This window comes from Mesobacillus selenatarsenatis SF-1, from assembly GCF_000813125.1.
Taxonomy (GTDB): domain Bacteria; phylum Bacillota; class Bacilli; order Bacillales; family Cytobacillaceae; genus Mesobacillus; species Mesobacillus selenatarsenatis.
Window position 1 is genome coordinate 1 of record NZ_BASE01000111.1, and the last position, 20165, is coordinate 20165.

Genomic DNA, 20165 nt, shown 5'->3' on the forward strand with positions numbered 1-20165 from the left:
CTGTTTGAAAAATTTAAATGGATTCTTATATTATCGACGCGGGGTGGAGCAGTTCGGTAGCTCGTCGGGCTCATAACCCGAAGGTCGCAGGTTCAAATCCTGCCCCCGCAATAATCCATCTTTTTATACATATTGGTCCCGTGGTGTAGCGGTTAACATGCCTGCCTGTCACGCAGGAGATCGCCGGTTCGATCCCGGTCGGGACCGCCATTTTTATAAATTGGTAGATTAGCAGGACGAAACAGGGTTTCGTTTTTTTTGTTTAAAAAATGAAAAATAACTGCTTTTTTTGCTCGTCCTTGATAAATCGTGTAAACTACATATAGAATCGTCATCCTTAGGAGGCATCCTAAGGTTTTTTTTATCTTTTAAAGCAAGTATATACCTTTTGAATTTAGATGAGTGTCTAGCTCCAGCGCCTAGCCCCTCGAGTCGCTTGTCTAGCTGCGGCTCCTAACTCCTCGAGTCGCTTCGCTCCTGCCAATGAAGTCAAAGAGCGACTTCACTGTCAGGCCATCGAGCGCTTGGCGGGGCTGACCAAAGCGCTTGTGCTTTTCATTATAAAATTGATTGTTAGTTAGGTGATATATATGGCAAGTTATCAATTCATATCAAAGCAGCCGGAAGAGACAAAGGATTTTGCGAAGAGGCTGGCAGGTCTTCTTCAAGCGGGAGATGTGATTGCCCTTGAAGGGGATTTAGGTGCAGGAAAGACGACTTTTACAAAAGGCCTTGCAGAAGGATTGGGAATCACCAGGAATGTGAACAGTCCTACTTTTACAATTATCAAGGAGTACCAGGGACGTCTTCCGTTATATCATATGGATGTATATCGTGTTGAAGATGCGTTTGAAGATCTTGGTTTTGAAGAATACTTTGAAGGTAATGGTGTGACGGTCGTTGAATGGGCTCATCTGATTGAAGCCCAGCTGCCTGAAGAGCTATTGCTCCTTCAACTATATCTTGATGAAAATGGAGCTAGAAGAATCGTTGCTGAGCCAAAGGGAAATCGGTATGAAGAATTGTGTAAGGAGATTTTTTAAATGAAGGTATTATCGATTGATACGTCCAATTATGTTTTAGGTATTGGTCTTCTTGATGGTGAGACAGTTTTGGGCGAGTATATTTCCAATATAAAAAAGAACCATTCGGTACGCGTCATGCCGGCGATCCAGACATTGATGGAAGAGTGCAATATTAAACCAGGTGATCTATCGAAGATTGTCGTGGCTGAAGGGCCTGGATCATACACTGGTGTCCGGATCGGAGTGACGGTCGCGAAAACAATGGCCTGGACATTGAAAATCCCGTTATCAGGCGTATCGAGCCTTGAGGTTGCGGCAGCATCGTCTGGCCGCTATTTTGACGGATATGTTTCTCCTTTTTTTGATGCGAGGAGAGGACAGATTTATACAGGTTTGTATAAGTTCGAGAATCAAAAGTTGCAGATTGTAAAAGATGATCAGCTTGTTATGTCAGCTGATTGGGTAAAAACATTGAATGAAATGGACAGCAGGATTCTGTTCACGAGCAATGATTTGAAACTCCATGAAGATGTCATTAAGGAAGAGCTAGGAGACAAAGCAGTTTTAGCAGCCGTCACTGAACAGAATCCTAGACCTGCAGAGCTTGCATTATTAGGGCGGGATAAAGAGGCTGTTGACCTTCATACATTCGTTCCTAACTATATCCGCCTGGCAGAAGCAGAGGCTAATTGGCTAAAAGCGCAAGAGACTAAAAAATAAGTGAGAAGAGAAGATGAATAAAACGATAACGTTCCGGAATATGACGGTTGATGATCTGGACCAAGTGATGGAGGTAGAGGTTAATTCCTTTACCATTCCATGGAGCAGGGAAGCTTTTTTCAATGAATTGACGAAGAATCAGTTTGCTCAGTATCTGATTGTGGAAGTGGATCAAAAGGTAGTTGGTTACTGTGGAGTGTGGATCATCATTGATGAAGCACATATCACAAATATTGCCTTACTTCCTGAATACAGAGGAATGAAGCTGGGTGAGGCGCTTATGGCCAAGGTAATGGAGCTGGCTCGTGAAATTGGCGCATTAAGGGTGACGCTCGAAGTCAGGGTCAGCAATGAAAGGGCCCAAAACCTTTATCGCAAGTTTGGTTTCGAAGAAGGAGCTATTAGAAAACAATATTATACAGACAATATGGAAGACGCTTTAGTAATGTGGGTGAATTTATAATGACAAAAGATCAATTAATAATGGGAATAGAGACGAGCTGTGATGAGACGGCTATAGCGATTGTGAAAAATGGACGGGAAATCCTTGCGAATGTAGTCGCCTCTCAGATTGAGAGCCATAAGCGTTTCGGAGGGGTAGTTCCGGAGATTGCGTCAAGGCATCATGTTGAACAGATCACTCTTGTGTTGGAGGAAGCATTAGCCCAGGCAAATGTGGATGTTAAGGATCTGGATGCTATTGCAGTTACAGAAGGACCAGGCTTGGTTGGCGCGTTGTTGATTGGCGTTAACGCAGCCAAAGCATTGGCGTTTGCGAATGGCATTCCACTCATTGGTGTCCATCATATTGCCGGCCATATATATGCGAACCGACTTGTAACGGAGATGAACTTCCCGCTGCTTTCACTTGTCGTGTCCGGCGGGCATACTGAGCTCGTCTATATGAAGGAACACGGTCATTTCGAGGTGATTGGAGAGACACGGGATGACGCAGCAGGCGAAGCCTATGACAAGGTAGCAAGGACGTTGCACCTTCCATATCCGGGTGGTCCGCATATCGACAGGCTGGCTCATGAAGGAAAGGCAACAATTGACCTGCCACGTGCATGGCTTGAGGATGGCTCCTATGATTTCAGCTTCAGTGGGTTGAAGTCGGCTGTGATCAACGTTGTGCATAACGCACAGCAGCGTGGAGAGGAAATAGTACCTGAAGAGCTTGCAGCTAGCTTCCAGGAGAGTGTTATTGATGTACTTGTAACAAAAACTCAAAGAGCTGTGAAAGAATACGGTGTAAAACAAGTACTGCTTGCTGGAGGAGTTGCGGCGAATAAAGGATTGAGGGAGAAATTATCCACAGATTTTGCAGATTCAGATGTGGAAATTGTCATTCCTCCGTTGTCTTTATGCACAGACAACGCCGCGATGATTGCCGCTGCAGGCAGTATTTTATATGAAAAAGGCCAACGGGCCGATTTAACCTTGAATGGAAATCCTGGTCTGGAGATAACTATCCACAACGAAAGTCGGAAGTGAGAAAAATGTTGTCAGACTCTTCTGTGGATATGTTGATGAATACTGTGTACAACTGTGCGTAATGTGGATAAAAGTATCGAGTTTTGTGGATAATGTGGAAAAGTCTCTGGATAAGCTATAAATCAGTGTTTACTATGTGAATAACCATGTGAACAAAAAGTCCCGGTTTTAAACCGGGACTTTTTTTAATTCTTAAGGAAATTATAAAATTATTTAGGTTTGAATAACTGCATGTAGTTTTCTTAATCCAGCTCCAGCGCCTAGCCCCTCGAGTCGCTTCGATCCGCCCAATGAAGTCAAAGAACGACTTCATTGGGCGGCCCTCCAGCGCTTGTCGGGGCTGAACGAGTCGCTTGCGTTTTTTGTTCTGTAGAATAGTGTAGAATTACAAACTGGAAATTATCCGTGATTTTTTCCAGTTTGCGAATAAATACATGGATTTGCGAATAGATGCTCGGTTTTTGCGAATAAATTAAGCTTTTTGGGAGTTATCGATAAGTTTTTACGAATAAAATGGACTTTGCATATTACGAGACACAAAAAAACGGGCACATTTATGCCCGTTTGGTTAATTCCTACGCCAATTCGGTCCACTCTTCCATCAGTTCATCGAGTTTCTCTTTGGCGGTTTCGATTTTACTATTTATTTCTCCTGCTTTTTCATGATCCTGGAAGACTTCGGGATCACAAAGCAGTTCTTCGTATTCAGCTACTTCTAATTCCAGCTGTTCAATCTTCGTTTCAACTTCTTCCATGCGGCGTTTGCGCTGGCGTTCGAGTTTTTTCGCTTCTTTGTCCTGCTGGTAGGAGGTCTTGTCCTGCTTTGAGTTGTCCACAGCACTTCCTGAAGCTTTGGCGGCCTGCTCGGCCAGTGCCTTCAGCTCTTCCTGCTCAAGCTTTTTCTCGACGTAATAATCGTAATCGCCAAGGTATTCAGTTGAGCCGCCACGGTCTAGCTCGAGAACCTTTGTGGCAATCCTGTTGATAAAATAACGGTCATGTGAGACGAACAGGATGGTGCCTGGATAATCGATCAGGGCATTCTCGAGAACTTCCTTGCTATCAAGGTCGAGATGGTTTGTCGGCTCGTCCAAAATTAAGAAGTTAGAGTTTTGCAGCATAAGCTTGGCAAGTGCCAGACGAGCTTTTTCGCCGCCGCTTAGGGTGGAAACGATTTTTAGGACATCGTCACCTGAAAAGAGGAAATTACCCAGCACGGTGCGAATTTCTTTTTCCGATTTAAGAGGGTATTCATCCCATAGCTCGTTCAAAACCTTTTTATTCGAGCTGAGTTCTGCCTGTTCCTGATCATAATAGCCGATTGAAACATTTGAACCGTATTGAATATTGCCGGTAATCGAAGGCAGTTTTTCTACGATTGTCTTTAATAGAGTAGATTTTCCGACGCCATTTGGTCCGACCAGCGCCGTGCTGTCCCCACGAGATAGATTAAATGTGATATCCCTTGAAACGACTTCGTTTTGATAGCCTACCGCAAGCGTGTCCACTTTTAACACATCATTCCCGCTCTGGCGTTCAATCTGGAAGCTGAACGATGCGGATTTTTCATCACCCATAGGCCTGTCCATCCGGTCTATTTTTTCAAGTTGCTTCCGACGGCTCTGTGCACGTTTGGTTGTTGATGCCCTGGCCAGGTTCCGCTGGATGAAGTCCTGCAGCTTGCTGATCTCATCCTGCTGCTTCTCAAACAGTTTCAGATCGCGTTCGTAATTCGCGGCTTTCTGCTCTAAATACGAGCTGTAATTGCCAGGGAACTTCGTCAGCTGATGGCGGGAGATTTCGTATACCTGGTTCACGACCTTATCCAGGAAGTAACGGTCGTGTGAAACAATCAGGATGGCGCCGTCATAACCCTGTAAATACTGCTCAAGCCAGGATAGGGTATCGATGTCAAGGTGGTTCGTCGGTTCATCGAGAATTAAAATATCCGGGCGAGTCAATAATAGCTTCGCCAATGCGAGTCTAGTTTTCTGTCCCCCGCTTAAAGTGGATATTTTTGTGGAATAATCAAAAGAATGGAAGTTCAGGCCGTGAAGGACAGAACGGATATCGGCTTCATATTGGTAGCCGCCTTTTTCCTTGAACTGAACCTGAAGAAGGTCATACTCTTTCATGACTCTTTCGTATTCAGTCTCATTTGACAGAATGACAGAATCCGACATCTTTTCTTCCAACCGGCGCAAGTCTTTTTCCATGCTGTGCAGATGGTCAAAAACGGCTAGCATTTCATCCCAGATGCTTTTCTCGGATTCAAGCCCGGTATTTTGCGCGAGATACCCGATCATCGTCCCTTTTGGGCGAATGATCTCGCCGCCGTCATGAGATTCGTATCCGGCGATGATTTTCAGCAGGGTCGATTTTCCTGCCCCGTTCCGGCCGACAAGCGCTACTCGGTCATTGGTCTGTATTTCAAACTTTATATTCGATAAAATAAGATCAGCAGCAAAATATTTTGATAGCTGATTAACCTGTAATAAAATCATTATTTTTCACCTCTATTGCCTTAGAGATAGTGTAACCCATTAATATAGACACGGCAATATGTGCGAACCGCAATAGGTGACAAGGTATATCGAAAACCACCAATGTATTTGTGAACATAGAAACAAAGTTCACACACAAGTTTTATAAAATAGTGTATTATTTGGTAGAAAGGAGCTTTAACATGGCAGAATTTACGCATTTTAATGAAGAGGGCAGAGCGAAGATGGTCGATGTCAGTGAAAAGCCGGAGACGGTCCGTACAGCAGTCGCCCATTCAAGCATAACCGTGAACGAAGATATATATAGTAGAATCACTGAAAATAAGATGAAAAAAGGGGATGTACTGGCTGTTGCGCAGGTAGCAGGCATCATGGCAGCAAAAAAGACATCTGAAATCATCCCGATGTGCCACCCAATTCCTTTGACAGGCATTGACCTTTCGTTCGATTGGGAGCAAAATGGTAATGACTATATTTTAAATATCGCCGCAGCTGTAAAAACAAAAGGGAATACAGGTGTGGAAATGGAAGCGTTAACAGCAGCTTCAGCATGTGCGCTGACTGTTTATGATATGTGCAAGGCCGTTGATAAGGGCATGGTGATCGGCAAGACGTATCTGGTCGAAAAAACCGGCGGTAAAAACGGTGATTTCAAGAGAGAAGAAAAGTTGAGATAGAAAAAACGGATAGGGTGGAGGATGGAGAATGACGAATGATGCTATGAAGATTCCGCAGGCAACCGCAAAACGTTTGCCACTGTATTACCGGTTCTTATTGAACTTGCATTCTTCAGGGAAGCAAAGGGTATCATCCGCGGAGCTAAGTGAAGCGGTAAAAGTGGATTCAGCGACAATCCGAAGGGATTTTTCCTACTTTGGAGCTCTAGGTAAAAAGGGATACGGCTATAATGTGAATTATCTGCTGACCTTTTTCCGTAAGACATTGGATCAGGATGAACTGACGAAGGTTGCCTTGATTGGTGTCGGTAACCTGGGAACAGCGTTTTTGAATTATAATTTTTCCAAGAACAATAACACGAAAATCGAGATTGCCTTTGATGTAGACCCGAACAAGGTTAACACGAAGATTGGCGACGTGGCAGTGTACCACATGGATGACCTTGACAAGGTTGTCGTCGAGGAAGGGATCCAGGTGGCTATCCTGACTGTTCCTTCAGCAGTAGCACAGCCGATAACAGACCGATTGGTGCAGGCAAATATTAAGGGAATCCTGAACTTTACGCCAGCGAGGCTGAATGTGCCGCCGTCGATCAGGATCCATCACATTGATTTGGCAGTTGAGCTGCAGTCATTGATTTATTTCTTAAAGCATTATCCAACAGATACTGAAACAACTGAATCAGTCGAATAAAAAATAGCTCCTTCATGAAGGAGCTATTTTTTATTTGCATTCTTCAGTTTGAAATGGAACATAATCATCCTGATGCCAGATCCGAAGTCGAAAGTGGCAAGGGCTACAAGCAAATAGCTGAAGAATCCCCAGCCTGTTTCGTTTACATTCTGGATGGCGAAATAGGTGAATAAGCTGCCTAACAAGATATAGACAATGCCTGAAAATAAAGGCGATTGCTTCATAACTTAAAGTCCCCCAATAAAGCTTTGAATTTTCTCTGCTTCTTTTATCATTCTCTCAATGTCTTCCCTAAATACGGATTGAAGCAGGACAACCATTGTATTCATTGTAACGTGGGCGATGATTGGCACGATGATCCGCTTTGTTTTTACATAAAGGAAGGCAAAGGTGAAGCCCATCGCTGAGTATAGGATCACGTGCTCGGGCTCCATATGCGCAAGTGCAAAAATGACAGAGCTGATCAGTGCGGAAAAGAAGAAATTCATTTTCTTGTGCAGGCTGCCGAAAATGATTTTACGGAAGACGATTTCTTCTAATATAGGGCCGATGATTGAGCTAACCAAAATGATAACTGGGAACATTTCAATCAATTTAATGATTTCCTGTGTATTCTCCGAGCCCATTTCAATACCAATCATGTTTTCGATGCTAGCCGCGATTGATTGTGCGAACAGAGCAAGGAATACACCTGCGAATGCCCAGGCAGCAGAGCTTGCCGGTGATGAAGCATCACGCAGGTCAGTCTCTGTCCTGCGTTCTTTCCTAAGAAGCAGGAGCACGATTACAAGTGTGAGTGAAAAGCTGATCACGAGCCAGTATGGAATCGAGAGGGTCTCCATTTCCTTAAGGCTTTTTCCCATTGCAGCTCCGATAAAGGCAACAATCGGAATGCCGATCAGGCTTGAGAGCTGCATGACAATATAGGCAATAATGACGTACCAGTATTCCTTTTTCAATATGATAATCTCCTTCTATTCGGATCGGTCTATGTGTATGCCATAAAAGCTATTATAAGAATGCTATCTATCCATTTTACTAGTAATCATCAGGAAAGTTCAAATATCAGGGCGTCTCAAGAATGTTTTGGTTAAAATTCCTTTGAACCGGCATACTCTTTAAGGTGTCCTTTTTTAGTCAGTCAGCCTATCAAAACGCGAAATATAGGACTTGCTGTCGAAGGGAAAGCGGTTAGATTTAACTGCTAAATTTTATAAAAAAAGTTAGGCTTCACGCTTGCAAAAAAAATGGAGATTCATTATTATATAAATTGTGTTAGCACTCTATTGAGGCGAGTGCTAATAAAAAATAATCTACATATAATTTGAGGAGGTTGTTTCACTTGATCAAGCCACTAGGAGATCGCATTATTATCGAGCTTGTTGAGTCTGAAGAAAAAACTGCAAGCGGTATCGTTTTACCCGACACAGCGAAAGAAAAACCTCAAGAAGGTAAAGTCGTAGCTGTTGGAACTGGCCGTGTTCTTGAAAACGGTGAGCGTGTTGCTCTTGAAGTTGAAGTCGGAAACCGCATTATCTTCTCAAAATACGCAGGCACAGAAGTGAAGTACCAGGGAACTGAGTACCTGATCCTACGTGAAAACGACATTCTAGCAGTAGTAGAATAGAAAAGCGGAAGCGCCTTGGTCAGGCCCGACAAGCGCTGGAGAGCCTGCCAGTGAAGTCGTTCTTTGACTTCATTGGCAGGATCGAAAACGATATGTATAGCCGACTGTCCAGAAACGCAGAAACTGGAGACTCCGACAAAGAAGCGCTTTCTGCTTCTGCCGACGGAGTTGAAGTTTCGGAGTTTCTAGGAGGCGACACTAAACAAGCGACTCGAGGGACTAGGCGCTGGAGCTAGACACTAAATGTGAAAAATTAACATAATAATTAAAATCCTGAGGAGGTTTTTTTACAATGGCTAAAGAAATTAAGTTCAGTGAAGAAGCACGCCGCGCGATGCTTCGCGGGGTTGATTCTCTTGCAAACGCAGTAAAAGTAACTCTTGGACCAAAGGGACGCAACGTGGTTCTTGAGAAGAAATTCGGTTCACCACTTATCACTAACGATGGTGTTACGATTGCGAAAGAAATCGAACTTGAAGATGCATTTGAAAATATGGGTGCTAAGCTTGTTGCTGAAGTAGCAAGCAAGACGAACGATGTTGCTGGTGACGGTACAACTACTGCAACGGTTCTTGCACAGGCGATGATCCGCGAAGGACTTAAGAACGTTACTGCCGGTGCTAACCCAATGGGAATCCGCAAAGGTATTGAAAAGGCTGTTATTACTGCTGTTGAAGAGTTAAAAGCTATTTCTAAACCAATCGAAAGCAAAGCTTCTATCGCACAGGTTGCGGCTATCTCTGCTGCTGACGAAGAAGTTGGCCAATTGATTGCAGAAGCAATGGAGCGCGTTGGCAATGACGGCGTTATCACAATCGAAGAATCTAAAGGCTTCACTACAGAATTGGATGTTGTTGAGGGTATGCAGTTCGACCGCGGATATGCATCTCCTTACATGGTAACTGATTCTGACAAGATGGAAGCAGTTCTTGAAAACCCATATATCTTGATCACTGACAAGAAAATCGGCAATATCCAGGAAATCCTTCCTGTCCTTGAGCAAGTTGTCCAGCAAGGCAAGCCATTATTGATCGTTGCTGAAGATGTTGAAGGTGAAGCACTTGCTACATTAGTAGTCAACAAGCTTCGCGGAACATTCAACGCAGTAGCTGTTAAGGCTCCTGGCTTCGGTGACCGCCGTAAGGCTATGCTTGAAGACATCGCTGCTTTGACTGGCGGTGAAGTGATCACTGAAGAGCTTGGCCGTGAGCTTAAGTCTGCTACAATCACATCACTTGGACGCGCTTCTAAAGTTGTTGTTACAAAAGAAAACACAACAGTCGTTGAAGGTGCTGGAGACAGCGCTCAAATCGAAAGCCGCGTAAACCAGATCCGCGTTCAAATGGAAGAAACAACTTCTGAATTTGACCGTGAAAAATTACAAGAGCGCCTTGCTAAGTTAGCTGGCGGTGTTGCAGTCATCAAGGTTGGTGCTGCTACTGAAACTGAATTGAAGGAACGCAAGCTTCGCATTGAAGATGCTCTTAACTCAACTCGCGCTGCAGTTGAAGAAGGTATCGTATCAGGCGGTGGCGTAGCGCTTCTTAACGTATACAACAAAGTGGCTGGAATCCAGGCTGAAGGCGACGAAGCAACTGGCATTAACATCGTCCTTCGAGCTATGGAAGAACCAGTTCGCCAAATCGCTCACAACGCAGGCCTTGAAGGTTCTGTAATCGTTGAGCGCCTTAAGCGCGAAGAAGTCGGCACAGGCTTCAACGCTGCAACTGGCGAGTGGGTAAACATGATCGAAGCTGGTATCGTTGACCCAACTAAAGTTACTCGTTATGCACTTCAAAACGCAGCATCCGTTTCTGCAATGTTCTTGACTACTGAAGCAGTAGTTGCCGACATTCCAGAAGAAGGTGGCGCTGGAATGCCTGACATGAGTGGCATGGGCGGAATGGGCGGAATGATGTAATAATCCGTTCCAACCCTAGATATGATTGGGTTTGTTAGTAAGATGAGAGTGAAATGCTAACATTTTTCTAACATAAAATAAAAGAAGCTTCTCATTAGTTGAAAAAACTTTTGGGAAGCTTCTTTTTCATTTCTTACGTTTTATGGAGATAGACATTCTTGGTCATTTGGTCATCTGTATGTGGTTTTCTGCTGAGACAGGGATTATGGCAAGGAAAAAAACATGAGTGTATTAAGCTTTACGGCTGATCAATTCTGATATAAGCCCCTAGCCCAAGTGAGTTCTAAATGAAAGCAGTCTAACCCGCTAAACAAAGAAGAAAGACCAGATTCCCCAATAGCAGAATCTGGTCTTTTATTTTTCCTGTAAAAAATCCATTATAATTTTGCCATTAAACGTTTTTTGATTAATTCATAATCGTCCCTAGTGATACCAGGAGCAAACTCTTCAGGTAGTTCCTCTAAGTCTGGAATTGGCCCGCCTTCAGGAGTACCAATTTTCACTTCAAGCTGTTGCCCATTTTCCGGATTTGTTCCTTTCCAAATCATTCCGATATCCCTGTATTCTGTTTCGCTCCATGTATATAGCACATTGCTTAAGCCTTGTTCTATGAATGGTCTGGCATAATCAAATTTTGAGTTATCAAGATTTGGAACTGGAAGCATTTTCGTCAAGTCTACCCCTGTAGCAATTTCGATTGCTTTCGCATAGGCGAGGACATGTGTTCCTCCACGAACAAGCAAATACCCAATCATGGTTCTGGCAACTGGATTATCAGTCATCTCATAAACTCTCATTTTATGTGTACGTGCACCAATCTCGAGGAAAAAATTATGTGTTAAATCCAAAACCAGATTACCGCTGTTAAAAACATTATCACCAGTCCAAGGTCTTCCCATTGAATCACCTGGTATAGCCGTTTGAGCTGTAGAAATAAAATGGTGGGTGTTTCTCGCATCCAGCCCATTCTGAAGTGGAGTGATATCAGGATTCCCTGGAAAAGTATTACCTACCGATAACAGATTAATTGTATTAGAAACAAGTTCTACATGACCAAATTCTTCTGCTGTAATGCTCGCCACTAACTCATAGAATGGCTTAAGCTTTTTTTTATTTCTGAAGTTAAAAGACTGAAACATATAGTTATTTAAAGTAGACATCTCCCCAAACTTCCCACCCAGGAGCTCTTGTACTGCTGCTGCAGCATTCATGTCGCCATGTGCGGGTGTAGGAAGTTCAATTGCCAATTTATTTATTCTTTTAAACATTATCTCCCCTCCACTTCTTTTTTGTTAACCAGGAAAAACCCAAATGATTTGCTGGGTTCGAATAAAAAAGGGAGTTCCGTTAGATTCGACAACAATGTGATCTGGCAATACATTTTTCAAGGAGCCACGAACGCTACCTCTTATGGTTTGAACAGTAACCATATTCCCAACAATGGTTGCTAATGTCTGATAAACATAGGGATCATAGAAGCTTAACAGATCGTTGTTTGTCATTTATATCCTCCTATTTTAAAGTCATTCTTACTGAGTATATGTTTCTCGATATACAAAAAGACTGACAAACAACTGTTCAATTTGGCTCTTTTTGTTAAATACTTTCCTAAAAAATAATAAACGGCAATAGCACTTTTTGGGTAATCCGAAACTAGCCTAGCAATATCCAATTTAGGAATGATGTAATTCCGCTATAAAGGACCCTTTAAAAGGACCTGTCCCTTTGGGGATGGCTCCTTTTTGCATCAATTTTTTAAGTAACAGCCTAAGTCCCCCTTCAATCCTTTTAGATTCTCCTTCTTTACTCAGTAAAGAAATTTCGTATGGCAGATGCCGTCTAAACAATATATAGATAGCGATCTATCTGCTAGAATAGAAATATAGACGATATGACTCTTGCAATTATTGTTGAAACTCGTCATATTGGATGATAGGAGGTGCGATATGCGACACGATATACAACCGAATGAACAGGCATTCTCAACGAAGGAAGTGGCAGAGGAAGTGGGGATTGCTACTCCTACTGTCCGGAAGTATGGCCAGATTCTCGAGCGCAATGGTTACGAGTTTTTGAAGGATGGCGACCGGCGCATCTTTGTTCAATCGGATATTCAAGCGCTTGTAGCGTTACGCGAAACGGACAAGCCCCTGGACGAAACAGCCAAGGATCTCGTGACTCAGCAAAAGGATAAGCTGGAGGGAGCGGGCAGTACGGAAGTCGCTCTTAATGATACATATGAAAATCTGCCGCAGGACCCGAATCAATTAAAAGAGCTCTTGCTTTTTGTCGCTAATGAACTTGCAGCCGCACGTGAAATGAATATACAGTTGAAAAACGATATGGACCAGATAAAGTCAAATGTGGCCCAACTCCAACAGGACCATCATGTGATTAGCTCCAGTATCGGAAATTCAGCACAAAGAACAAATTCGAAGATTGAAAGATTCATCGAACAGCAAAATACCCATTACGAAAGCTTGCTGGAGCAGGAAAGAGAGAGAAGCGAGCTCCTGCAAAAAGAGATTCAGAAAATGCGGGAAGAGCAAAAGAATGAGTGGAACTCCCAAAGTGATTTTAATAAACGTCTGGAAGAGGAAATAAAGAATAGAAAATGGGGATGGCTAACAGCGATATTCAGGAAATAAAGTGTTCGAGAGACTAGGAAATAAAGCGATATTCCTGTTATATCATGCAGCGTATTGCTGGCCGATATACATACGAAGAACTGTCATACGTGATGGTTAAAATGTTTGGCTATGCTTTGCCATATATCGCCTGCCGATACGCTAATTCACCTCATTCATATAGCCTCCAGACAGGAAAGCAGAGTATGTTCCCTGGAACGAACAATCCCACTTTCAAAATTCAACAATTTCCCGAGAAATATCTACAATTATATGGTGTATCGACAAAATCAGCAGTGCGTTTGCCGACAGGAAAGCACCTGCATAATTCTCACTCCATGAATGAAATACATAGAAAAAAACCCCCTATGGAGGAGCAAACTCCATAGGGGGTTTTTTATTTCGCGTATTTTATAATAGTTTCTTCATGCGTCCTGCCAGTGGGATGACAATCAGCCCTGCAATCAATACCTGCATTACATTGCCTGGGATTGATCCGAATGGCTGGATCCAGTTGCCGTAGAGAACCACTTCAGTAAAATAGTAGCCTACAATTTTAATAACAAGGGCAGCAGCAACTGCCAGGGAGTACACAAACACTTTCTTGCCAGGCATTTTCTCCGCCATCAATCCAGCTACATAGCCCATCGCACCGACGATAACGAAAGTGAACGGTGCCCATAAAGCCCAGCCGGAGATAATGTCGAACAAGCCCATGCCGAAGGCTCCTGCTATCGCACCTGTTTTTCTGCCGTAGACGAAAGCGGCAATGAATAGAGGGATATTACCCATATGGATAAGCCCTCCATTACCCATGATTGGGAGCCTGATGTTGATGAACATGGTTGCTACAACGGTCAGGGCAATGAAAAGTGCGTTGATGACTAAAACTTTTGTTTTAGTTGTTTCTTTGGTTGGAGAGTATGCTGCATTCATTTGGAAACCTCTTTCTTTGTTCAGGACTTTTTCGTATGCCTCGAAACTTCCTTTTTACTTACTATCATACTCCTTATTGGTAACTTAATAAATACATAATAATATACACTTGTACAGAATTTTGGGAATTTTGTTCTTCTCCTTGATGTCGTATTCGCGAATCGATGCATTGATTTCGGGAAAGATAACGATAACTTATTTGGAAATCGATTATGGGGAGTTGGCTAAAGTGAGTAAGGTTTCAAATGTATTCTGGATTTCTCTCGTTATTGCAAGTGCATTTGTGATTTGGGGCGTGGTTGCTCCGGTCCAATTAGGTGAAGTAATGGATCAAACTAAGGCATTCTTTTTAGATTCATTTGGCTGGTTCTATCAATTGGCAGCTTCTTTCTTCCTGCTGTTTGCTATATTTTTGATTTTTAGCAAATATGGAAAAATAAAATTAGGAGCAGATGACGACAAACCAGACTTTAAAAGAAAAACGTGGTTTGCCATGCTATTCAGTGCTGGCATGGGGATTGGGTTGCTATTCTTTGGAGTCTCGGAACCTATCTCACATTTTGCCAATCCGCCTATAGGTGAAGGGGGCACACCTGAGGCAGCAAAAATTGCCTTGAGATACACCTATTTGCACTGGGGTTTTCATGCTTGGGCTATTTACGCTGTCATCGCGCTTGTCCTGGCATACTATAAATTCAGGAAAAAGAAACCTGGCCTGATGAGTATAACTCTTAGTCCACTATTAGGGGAACGCTCAAAAGGAGCGATCGGAACCATCGTTGATGTAGTCGCAGTATTTGCAACGATTTTTGGTGTAGCAGCATCTTTAGGGTTGGGAGCGGCACAAATTAACGGGGGTCTCAACTATGTAGCCGGGGTACCGAACAACTTCACGATCCAGCTTATTATTATCGCAATCGTAACGGTCCTCTTTCTGCTTTCTGCCAGCACTGGCCTGCAGAGGGGAATTAAGTATTTAAGCAATGCCAATTTAGTGTTGGCCGTCATTTTGCTTTTTGGATTTTTAATTTTGGGTCCAACAGGATTTGTCCTTGACCTATTTACGACAACACTTGGAAGTTACGTGCAAAACCTGCCAGGCATGGGCTTAAGACTCACTCCATTTAATGAAGAACAAGCGAGCTGGATAAAGGACTGGACGATTTTTTACTGGGCATGGTGGATCGCGTGGGCACCTTTCGTTGGTACATTCATAGCACGTGTATCCAAGGGAAGGACGGTGAGGGAGTTCATGATTGCCGTCCTCATAATTCCTACACTGGTTTGTGCTTTCTGGTTTGCGATATTTGGAGGTACTGCTATTTACTTCGAATACTTTGAAGGAGCTAACATAGCAGGGCAAAACTTAGAAACAGCACTTTTTTACGTATATGACCTTTTACCATTCTCGGGTGCATTGGTCATTATTACTTTACTGCTGATTACTACATTCTTTGTCACTTCAGCAGATTCAGCGACTTTCGTCTTAGGAATGCAAACTGCTAAAGGAGATTTGAACCCTCCTAATGTGGTCAAAATTGTCTGGGGGCTTTTTCTATCAGCTTCTGCTATCGTATTAATACTCTCTGGCGGGCTGAATGCAATGCAAACAGCCATCATAGTCAGTGCCTTTCCATTGACCTTTGTATTGATTGCTATGTCATTCTCGATATTAAAAGACTTTAGATCGGAGGTCATTGAAAAAAAGCCGAAAAAGGAAAAAGGGAAATTGTTAAAAAAAGAAGATAAGCCAGATTCGAGCCCAATTTAAAAACAGTGGCACGTTGGATTTGTATAAGGTTAATTATATTAAGAGCAACTTTCACATTAATTGGCATAAGAAGGACTCTCACTGATGAGGGTCCTTTATTGTTATTTTCAGTTGTTTTCAATAAAGCATTTAAAACTATTGTTTATATAACAATTAAATTAAAAATTTTCTATTGTCCTTAATAATAGTACGTGTTAATATCGGAATATTAAAAATAATATAAAAACGTTTACAAAAGGAGGACCGACTGCTTTTTCATTCACCAAGAGAATACATAACCATTTTCATGAATTTGGGGAGGATAAAGGATGAAGAAGAGTTTGGCAGTTATATTAAGTGGGGCTATGCTCATGCTTGCGGCTTGCGGTGGCGGCAGTAATCAGGCGAGCGGAGATAAGAAAGAGAAGATGGTTAAGATTGGAATTACTCAGATTGTTGAGCACCCATCTCTGGATGCGACAAGAGAGGGCTTTATTGCTGCTCTTAAGGATGCAGGCTATGAAGAAGGCAAGAATCTAAAGCTGGATTACCAGAATGCACAGGGTGACATGAATAACAATGCATCGATTGCCCAAAAGCTGGTTTCGGATAAGAATGATCTTATTTTAGCGATTGCGACACCTAGTGCCCAGGCGGCAGTCCAGGCGACGAAGGATATACCGATTCTGTTCTCTGCAATTACCGATCCAGTCTCTGCGGAGCTTGTACAAAGTCTGGAAAAGCCTGGTGGAAATGTGACTGGAACATCTGATACTCATCCAGATGCCATCAAGAATACAATCGCTGCGATCAAAAAATTCATCCCTGATGCGAAAAAGGTCGGTATCATTTATAACAATGGTGAGCCGAACTCTGTTATAAATGTGAAAAATGCAAAGGAAGCGATTAAGGAAGCAGGATTAGAAGCGGTGGAAACTACCATATCCACGAGCTCTGAAGTGAAGCAGGCGGCTGAATCGATGGTCGGCCGTGTTGACGTACTGTATATACCAAAGGATAACACTGTGGTCGCTGCGCTTGAATCTGTCATCGCGGTAGCAAATGACAAGGACATCCCGGTTTTTTCCGGTGATGGGGATTCTGTAAAACGAGGAACGTTTGCCTCCTATGGTTTTGATTATCACGACTTGGGCTACACGACTGGTAAAATGGCCGTAGAGATTCTTAAGGGTAAAAAGCCGAGCGAAATACCTGTCGGCTTTCCTGAAAATCTGGAACTAATCGTTAATAAGAATGCAGCTAAAGAAGAAGGAATCACACTGACTGAGGATTTGCTCAAGGACGCAAAGATTGTTGGAGAGTAAAATGGGGAGGCCTGTCAGATTTTTGGCAGGCTTTTTTTAAAAAAACAAGTCTCTTACTATATCAAGTGCATTTTCATCCGCTGAAAATACGCTGAGCTCTTTTCAAAGAGGCGTTAAAAAATTCATTATAGGCTATAAATTTGGCCAGAGATAATACCATTTTCCCAATCGAAATAAGTCAAATTACCCTTCTATTCGAACGAGCATTTTAATATTTTTTAATGATGTGTGAAAAAAGGAGGAGGGGTATTGGCTTGAGAAGGAGTAAAAGGATTATGTCATTATTGATGGTTTTATTGTTGATGGTACCTGTTGGAGCAAGAGCAGGCGACTTGGGTGGAGGTACTTCGGGTGTCCCGGGAACATGGTACTTGGGTTCTGACCCGTCATGGGTGGATCCTGCCAAAGCGCCGATTGTGTTCATTCATGGGTATAACAGTTCAGCGTCTGTTTGGTGGGACGGCAATGATATGTATCAAACCGCGCTGGCCAATGGTTATCAAACAGCATTCATCGACCTGTATCCAGAAAGGGATATGTGGGATAACGGTGCGATGCTGGCTGGAAAACTAAAACAAATTTATGAGTATTTCGGTAACAAGAAACTGGTAGTGGTCGGGCACAGCAAAGGCGGAGTCGATACCCAGACAGCGCTCGTCCATTACGGTGCGCACCAGTACGTATCAAATGTCATTACTCTTTCATCGCCACATCATGGCACACAGCTTTCAGATCTTGCGCACAGCAGCTCAGCCTGGTGGCTGGCAGCATTGGTTGGAAACAATAATGATGCGACACGCTCACTTCAGACAGGAAATATGAGTTATTTCCGCAGCATTACAGATAGTCATTCAAACTCTTCAAAGAACCGCTACTATACACTCGGCGGGTATAAATGGGGCTCATTCGGCAGCGCTTTATATTGGGGAGGTCTGTATTTGAGCAGCTATGGCTCCAATGACGGTGTTGTCACAGTCGCCAGCTCCCGTTTGCCAGGCGGAACAATCGTCCGGGAAGGTGCCTGGAACCATACGACCATTCGCGAAGGCTCAAATACTTTTTCAGTATTCAAGCCATATACAATGTCAGAACAGCCAGCAGTTGCGAGTGCATTTTCAGCAGCTGAGAGCATAGTGGCAGAACACGGTACAAACCAGATTGTCAAAGGCCGTAAAGCTGAAAAAGCAATCAAGGAAAGCTTCGTAATTGAAGATGGAGCAGAAGGCTTCCAAATGGCATTCCTTAGTGAAAAGAAGCTGGCTTCACTAAAACTGAAGGGGCCAGATGGACAGGAATATAAGGCAGCTAAAATCGCACAGGATAAGGGTGACTTCTTTAAAGGAGCCTGGGTCCATACGTTTGATATCGCAAAACCAGCGGCTGGAAAATGGAACGTAACAGGACCAGCGGCGGCATATCTGCTAGTGGTCGGCATCGACAGTCCTCTTGATGTTGAATTGAAAAAGGATAAAAATCAAAGTGTGAAAGCTTCCTATAAAACAAAATGGATCAAATATGACCGAGACAGCAAAAAGAAGCTAAAAGAAGCAGGGAAAGGCTCGAAAACAGGCAAGGTGCTTGATGGTGATCTCACCGATCCAGGTGTATACAACCTAACAACAGAAGTAACGGGAGTTGACGCTAAAGGTAAGCCTTTTGAAAGGACCATCATTGAATCCATCTATGTTGATGAGAATGGAAAGACACATAGATAGAGCAGAAGTGAATCTAGATGAAAATACGAAAACTCAGGAGATATAGCAGGAGGCGGCTGGAATCTCAGCCGCCTCCTGAATTGAATAATAGGGATGAACAACACCTTATACCTTGGCTGTTTTCGTAAACGATTGTTGTTAAAATCCTAAAGGCGATTTTAACGTAATATATACTCATTTTGCAGGTCGGTATTAAGTTTGCATGCTCTTTTCTCATAAGGAAACGTCAACTTAAACGAAGGAAAAATAGCTGATTCAATCCAATATTGTATGCAATAGCAACAAAGTTTGAGAAAAGAGCCTATATCTTAGACCATTCTCCTACTATTACCTCGCAGTGTATAAGTCTAATAGCCTAATTTTTACATAAAGTATGGAGTGGCTGGGTGATTGGCCGATATAGAAGATAAGCAGAGTTTGTACACCAGGAGGAGAAAGTAATGCACGTATTGGACTTGATTGCCAGGATCAACAATTGTGTCGAGGAGCTCGATTTTGCTGCTGCAAGAATGTATATGGAAGAGAACATCGAAGTCCTAAACGAGAATCGCAGCCGTTTAAAGTCAAATGCGAGGGAATTGCTTGAGTTTTTGACGAAACGGTTGGAAGCTGGGCACCAGCCGCTTACAAGGAAAGATATGGCGGTCATCAATACAGTGAATAGCTATGCTTCAAAGTTTGACTTGAGAGGCTTGAAGGTAATCGTCAGGGATCACTCGCTGCTGTTTTTACGGAATGATATCGAAGCGTATTTGAATAACGATGCGAAAATCATCCTTGAAGGCATGGGTGCGATTCCGAAGGCTGCGAGTTAAATAGAATTCATATAAAAGTTGATGACGGCTTCTCGAGACGAGGCCGTTTTTTTTATTTCGTGATAAAATTTCACTTCGAGAATTTTCTGGCTCCAGAGCCTAGCCCAGTTTTCATACTTGAGTTTGCTTCTTTGATGATCTTGCGAGAGCCGTAGCCTTGAGCAGCTCGAGTCGCTTGCGTTTTTTATTCTTATCATGAAACATTCCCCCGTAATTTTCCGTCTATCACTAAGTGGTTATATTTTCATGCTTAGTATTACAGGATTTTTACAGAAAATAGCGAATATAGACTTATTAGAGTGAAAAAGTAATAGTTCACGTAGATAAATAGATTT

At 42.9% G+C, this 20165-nt stretch carries 20 protein-coding genes and 2 tRNA genes; 16 read left to right on the forward strand and 6 right to left on the reverse strand.

Features of this window, described 5'->3' with window-relative positions:
• Positions 1 to 37: 37 nt before the first annotated feature.
• The 6 genes from TY49_RS20615 (at position 38) to tsaD (ending at position 3239) form a co-directional block, all read left to right on the forward strand.
• Positions 38 to 111: transfer RNA gene (locus TY49_RS20615), tRNA-Met, on the forward strand.
• 23 nt (positions 112 to 134) lie between these two features.
• Positions 135 to 210: transfer RNA gene (locus TY49_RS20620), tRNA-Asp, on the forward strand.
• A gap of 380 nt (positions 211 to 590) precedes the next feature.
• Positions 591 to 1043 (forward strand): tRNA (adenosine(37)-N6)-threonylcarbamoyltransferase complex ATPase subunit type 1 TsaE, encoded by a 453-nt coding sequence (tsaE, locus tag TY49_RS20625; protein ID WP_041967785.1) that lies wholly within the window; start codon positions 591 to 593, stop codon positions 1041 to 1043.
• Positions 1044 to 1745, forward strand: a complete 702-nt coding sequence (gene tsaB, locus TY49_RS20630; protein ID WP_041967786.1) for a tRNA (adenosine(37)-N6)-threonylcarbamoyltransferase complex dimerization subunit type 1 TsaB — start codon at positions 1044 to 1046, stop codon at positions 1743 to 1745.
• A 13-nt stretch (positions 1746 to 1758) separates the two neighbouring features.
• Positions 1759 to 2208 carry a ribosomal protein S18-alanine N-acetyltransferase gene (gene rimI, locus TY49_RS20635; RefSeq protein WP_041967787.1) on the forward strand — a complete coding sequence of 150 codons (450 nt, stop codon included), beginning with the start codon at positions 1759 to 1761 and terminating at the stop codon, positions 2206 to 2208.
• Complete coding sequence (gene tsaD, locus TY49_RS20640; protein WP_041967788.1) at positions 2208 to 3239, forward strand: tRNA (adenosine(37)-N6)-threonylcarbamoyltransferase complex transferase subunit TsaD; 1032 nt, start codon at positions 2208 to 2210, stop codon at positions 3237 to 3239. The genes rimI and tsaD overlap by 1 nt, the downstream gene beginning before the upstream one ends.
• A 575-nt stretch (positions 3240 to 3814) precedes the next feature.
• Here tsaD and TY49_RS20650 read toward each other — a convergent pair.
• A complete protein-coding gene (locus tag TY49_RS20650; RefSeq protein WP_041967790.1) occupies positions 3815 to 5743 on the reverse strand; it encodes an ABC transporter ATP-binding protein in 1929 nt (642 codons plus the stop codon).
• Between the two features lie 182 nt (positions 5744 to 5925).
• Here TY49_RS20650 and moaC point away from each other — a divergent pair, with 182 nt between their 5' ends.
• Together moaC and TY49_RS20660 are read left to right on the forward strand one after the other, a co-directional pair.
• The gene (moaC, locus tag TY49_RS20655; protein WP_041967791.1) at positions 5926 to 6420 is read left to right on the forward strand and encodes a cyclic pyranopterin monophosphate synthase MoaC; all 495 of its coding nucleotides are present in this window, start codon (positions 5926 to 5928) and stop codon (positions 6418 to 6420) included.
• Between the two features lie 28 nt (positions 6421 to 6448).
• Complete coding sequence (locus TY49_RS20660; RefSeq protein ID WP_041967792.1) at positions 6449 to 7114, forward strand: redox-sensing transcriptional repressor Rex; 666 nt, start codon at positions 6449 to 6451, stop codon at positions 7112 to 7114.
• A gap of 23 nt (positions 7115 to 7137) precedes the next feature.
• Here TY49_RS20660 and TY49_RS20665 read toward each other — a convergent pair whose 3' ends face one another.
• Positions 7138 to 7338: a YdiK family protein gene (locus TY49_RS20665; protein ID WP_041967793.1), complete on the reverse strand. Its 201-nt coding sequence runs from the start codon at positions 7336 to 7338 to the stop codon at positions 7138 to 7140.
• Between the two features lie 3 nt (positions 7339 to 7341).
• Positions 7342 to 8073: a CPBP family intramembrane glutamic endopeptidase gene (locus TY49_RS20670; protein WP_041967794.1), complete on the reverse strand. Its 732-nt coding sequence runs from the start codon at positions 8071 to 8073 to the stop codon at positions 7342 to 7344.
• 383 nt (positions 8074 to 8456) lie between these two features.
• On the opposite strand from TY49_RS20670, the gene groES reads away from it, so the two are divergent.
• From groES to groL, 3 genes are read left to right on the forward strand one after another with little or no spacing between them, the layout of a single operon-like run.
• The gene (gene groES, locus TY49_RS20675) at positions 8457 to 8741 is read left to right on the forward strand and encodes a co-chaperone GroES (RefSeq protein ID WP_041967795.1); all 285 of its coding nucleotides are present in this window, start codon (positions 8457 to 8459) and stop codon (positions 8739 to 8741) included.
• A 50-nt stretch (positions 8742 to 8791) separates the two neighbouring features.
• Entirely contained in the window at positions 8792 to 8977 is a 186-nt protein-coding gene (locus tag TY49_RS20680) for a hypothetical protein (protein ID WP_041967796.1), read from the forward strand.
• Positions 8978 to 9033: 56 nt separating this feature from the next.
• On the forward strand, positions 9034 to 10662 hold the full coding sequence (gene groL, locus TY49_RS20685; RefSeq protein ID WP_041967797.1) for a chaperonin GroEL: 1629 nt from the start codon (positions 9034 to 9036) through the stop codon (positions 10660 to 10662).
• 377 nt (positions 10663 to 11039) lie between these two features.
• On the opposite strand, the gene TY49_RS20690 is transcribed toward groL, so the two are convergent.
• A complete protein-coding gene (locus TY49_RS20690) occupies positions 11040 to 11930 on the reverse strand; it encodes a manganese catalase family protein (RefSeq protein WP_041967798.1) in 891 nt (296 codons plus the stop codon).
• A gap of 24 nt (positions 11931 to 11954) precedes the next feature.
• Positions 11955 to 12164, reverse strand: a complete 210-nt coding sequence (locus TY49_RS20695; protein ID WP_041967799.1) for a YuzF family protein — start codon at positions 12162 to 12164, stop codon at positions 11955 to 11957.
• 444 nt (positions 12165 to 12608) lie between these two features.
• On the opposite strand from TY49_RS20695, the gene TY49_RS20700 reads away from it, so the two are divergent.
• On the forward strand, positions 12609 to 13310 hold the full coding sequence (locus TY49_RS20700; RefSeq protein WP_041967800.1) for a hypothetical protein: 702 nt from the start codon (positions 12609 to 12611) through the stop codon (positions 13308 to 13310).
• 390 nt (positions 13311 to 13700) lie between these two features.
• Here TY49_RS20700 and TY49_RS20710 read toward each other — a convergent pair whose 3' ends face one another.
• Positions 13701 to 14225, reverse strand: coding sequence for an ECF transporter S component (locus tag TY49_RS20710; RefSeq protein ID WP_041967802.1), 525 nt, complete (start codon positions 14223 to 14225; stop codon positions 13701 to 13703).
• Positions 14226 to 14454: 229 nt separating this feature from the next.
• Here TY49_RS20710 and TY49_RS20715 point away from each other — a divergent pair, with 229 nt between their 5' ends.
• From TY49_RS20715 to TY49_RS20730, 4 genes are all read left to right on the forward strand, one after another.
• Positions 14455 to 15996 (forward strand): glycine betaine uptake BCCT transporter, encoded by a 1542-nt coding sequence (locus TY49_RS20715; RefSeq protein WP_041967803.1) that lies wholly within the window; start codon positions 14455 to 14457, stop codon positions 15994 to 15996.
• 308 nt (positions 15997 to 16304) lie between these two features.
• Entirely contained in the window at positions 16305 to 17300 is a 996-nt protein-coding gene (locus TY49_RS20720; protein ID WP_041967804.1) for an ABC transporter substrate-binding protein, read from the forward strand.
• 275 nt (positions 17301 to 17575) lie between these two features.
• Positions 17576 to 19015, forward strand: coding sequence for an esterase/lipase family protein (locus TY49_RS20725; protein WP_052442251.1), 1440 nt, complete (start codon positions 17576 to 17578; stop codon positions 19013 to 19015).
• 440 nt (positions 19016 to 19455) lie between these two features.
• Positions 19456 to 19830, forward strand: a complete 375-nt coding sequence (locus TY49_RS20730) for a hypothetical protein (protein ID WP_041967806.1) — start codon at positions 19456 to 19458, stop codon at positions 19828 to 19830.
• The last annotated feature ends 335 nt before the right edge of the window (positions 19831 to 20165 follow it).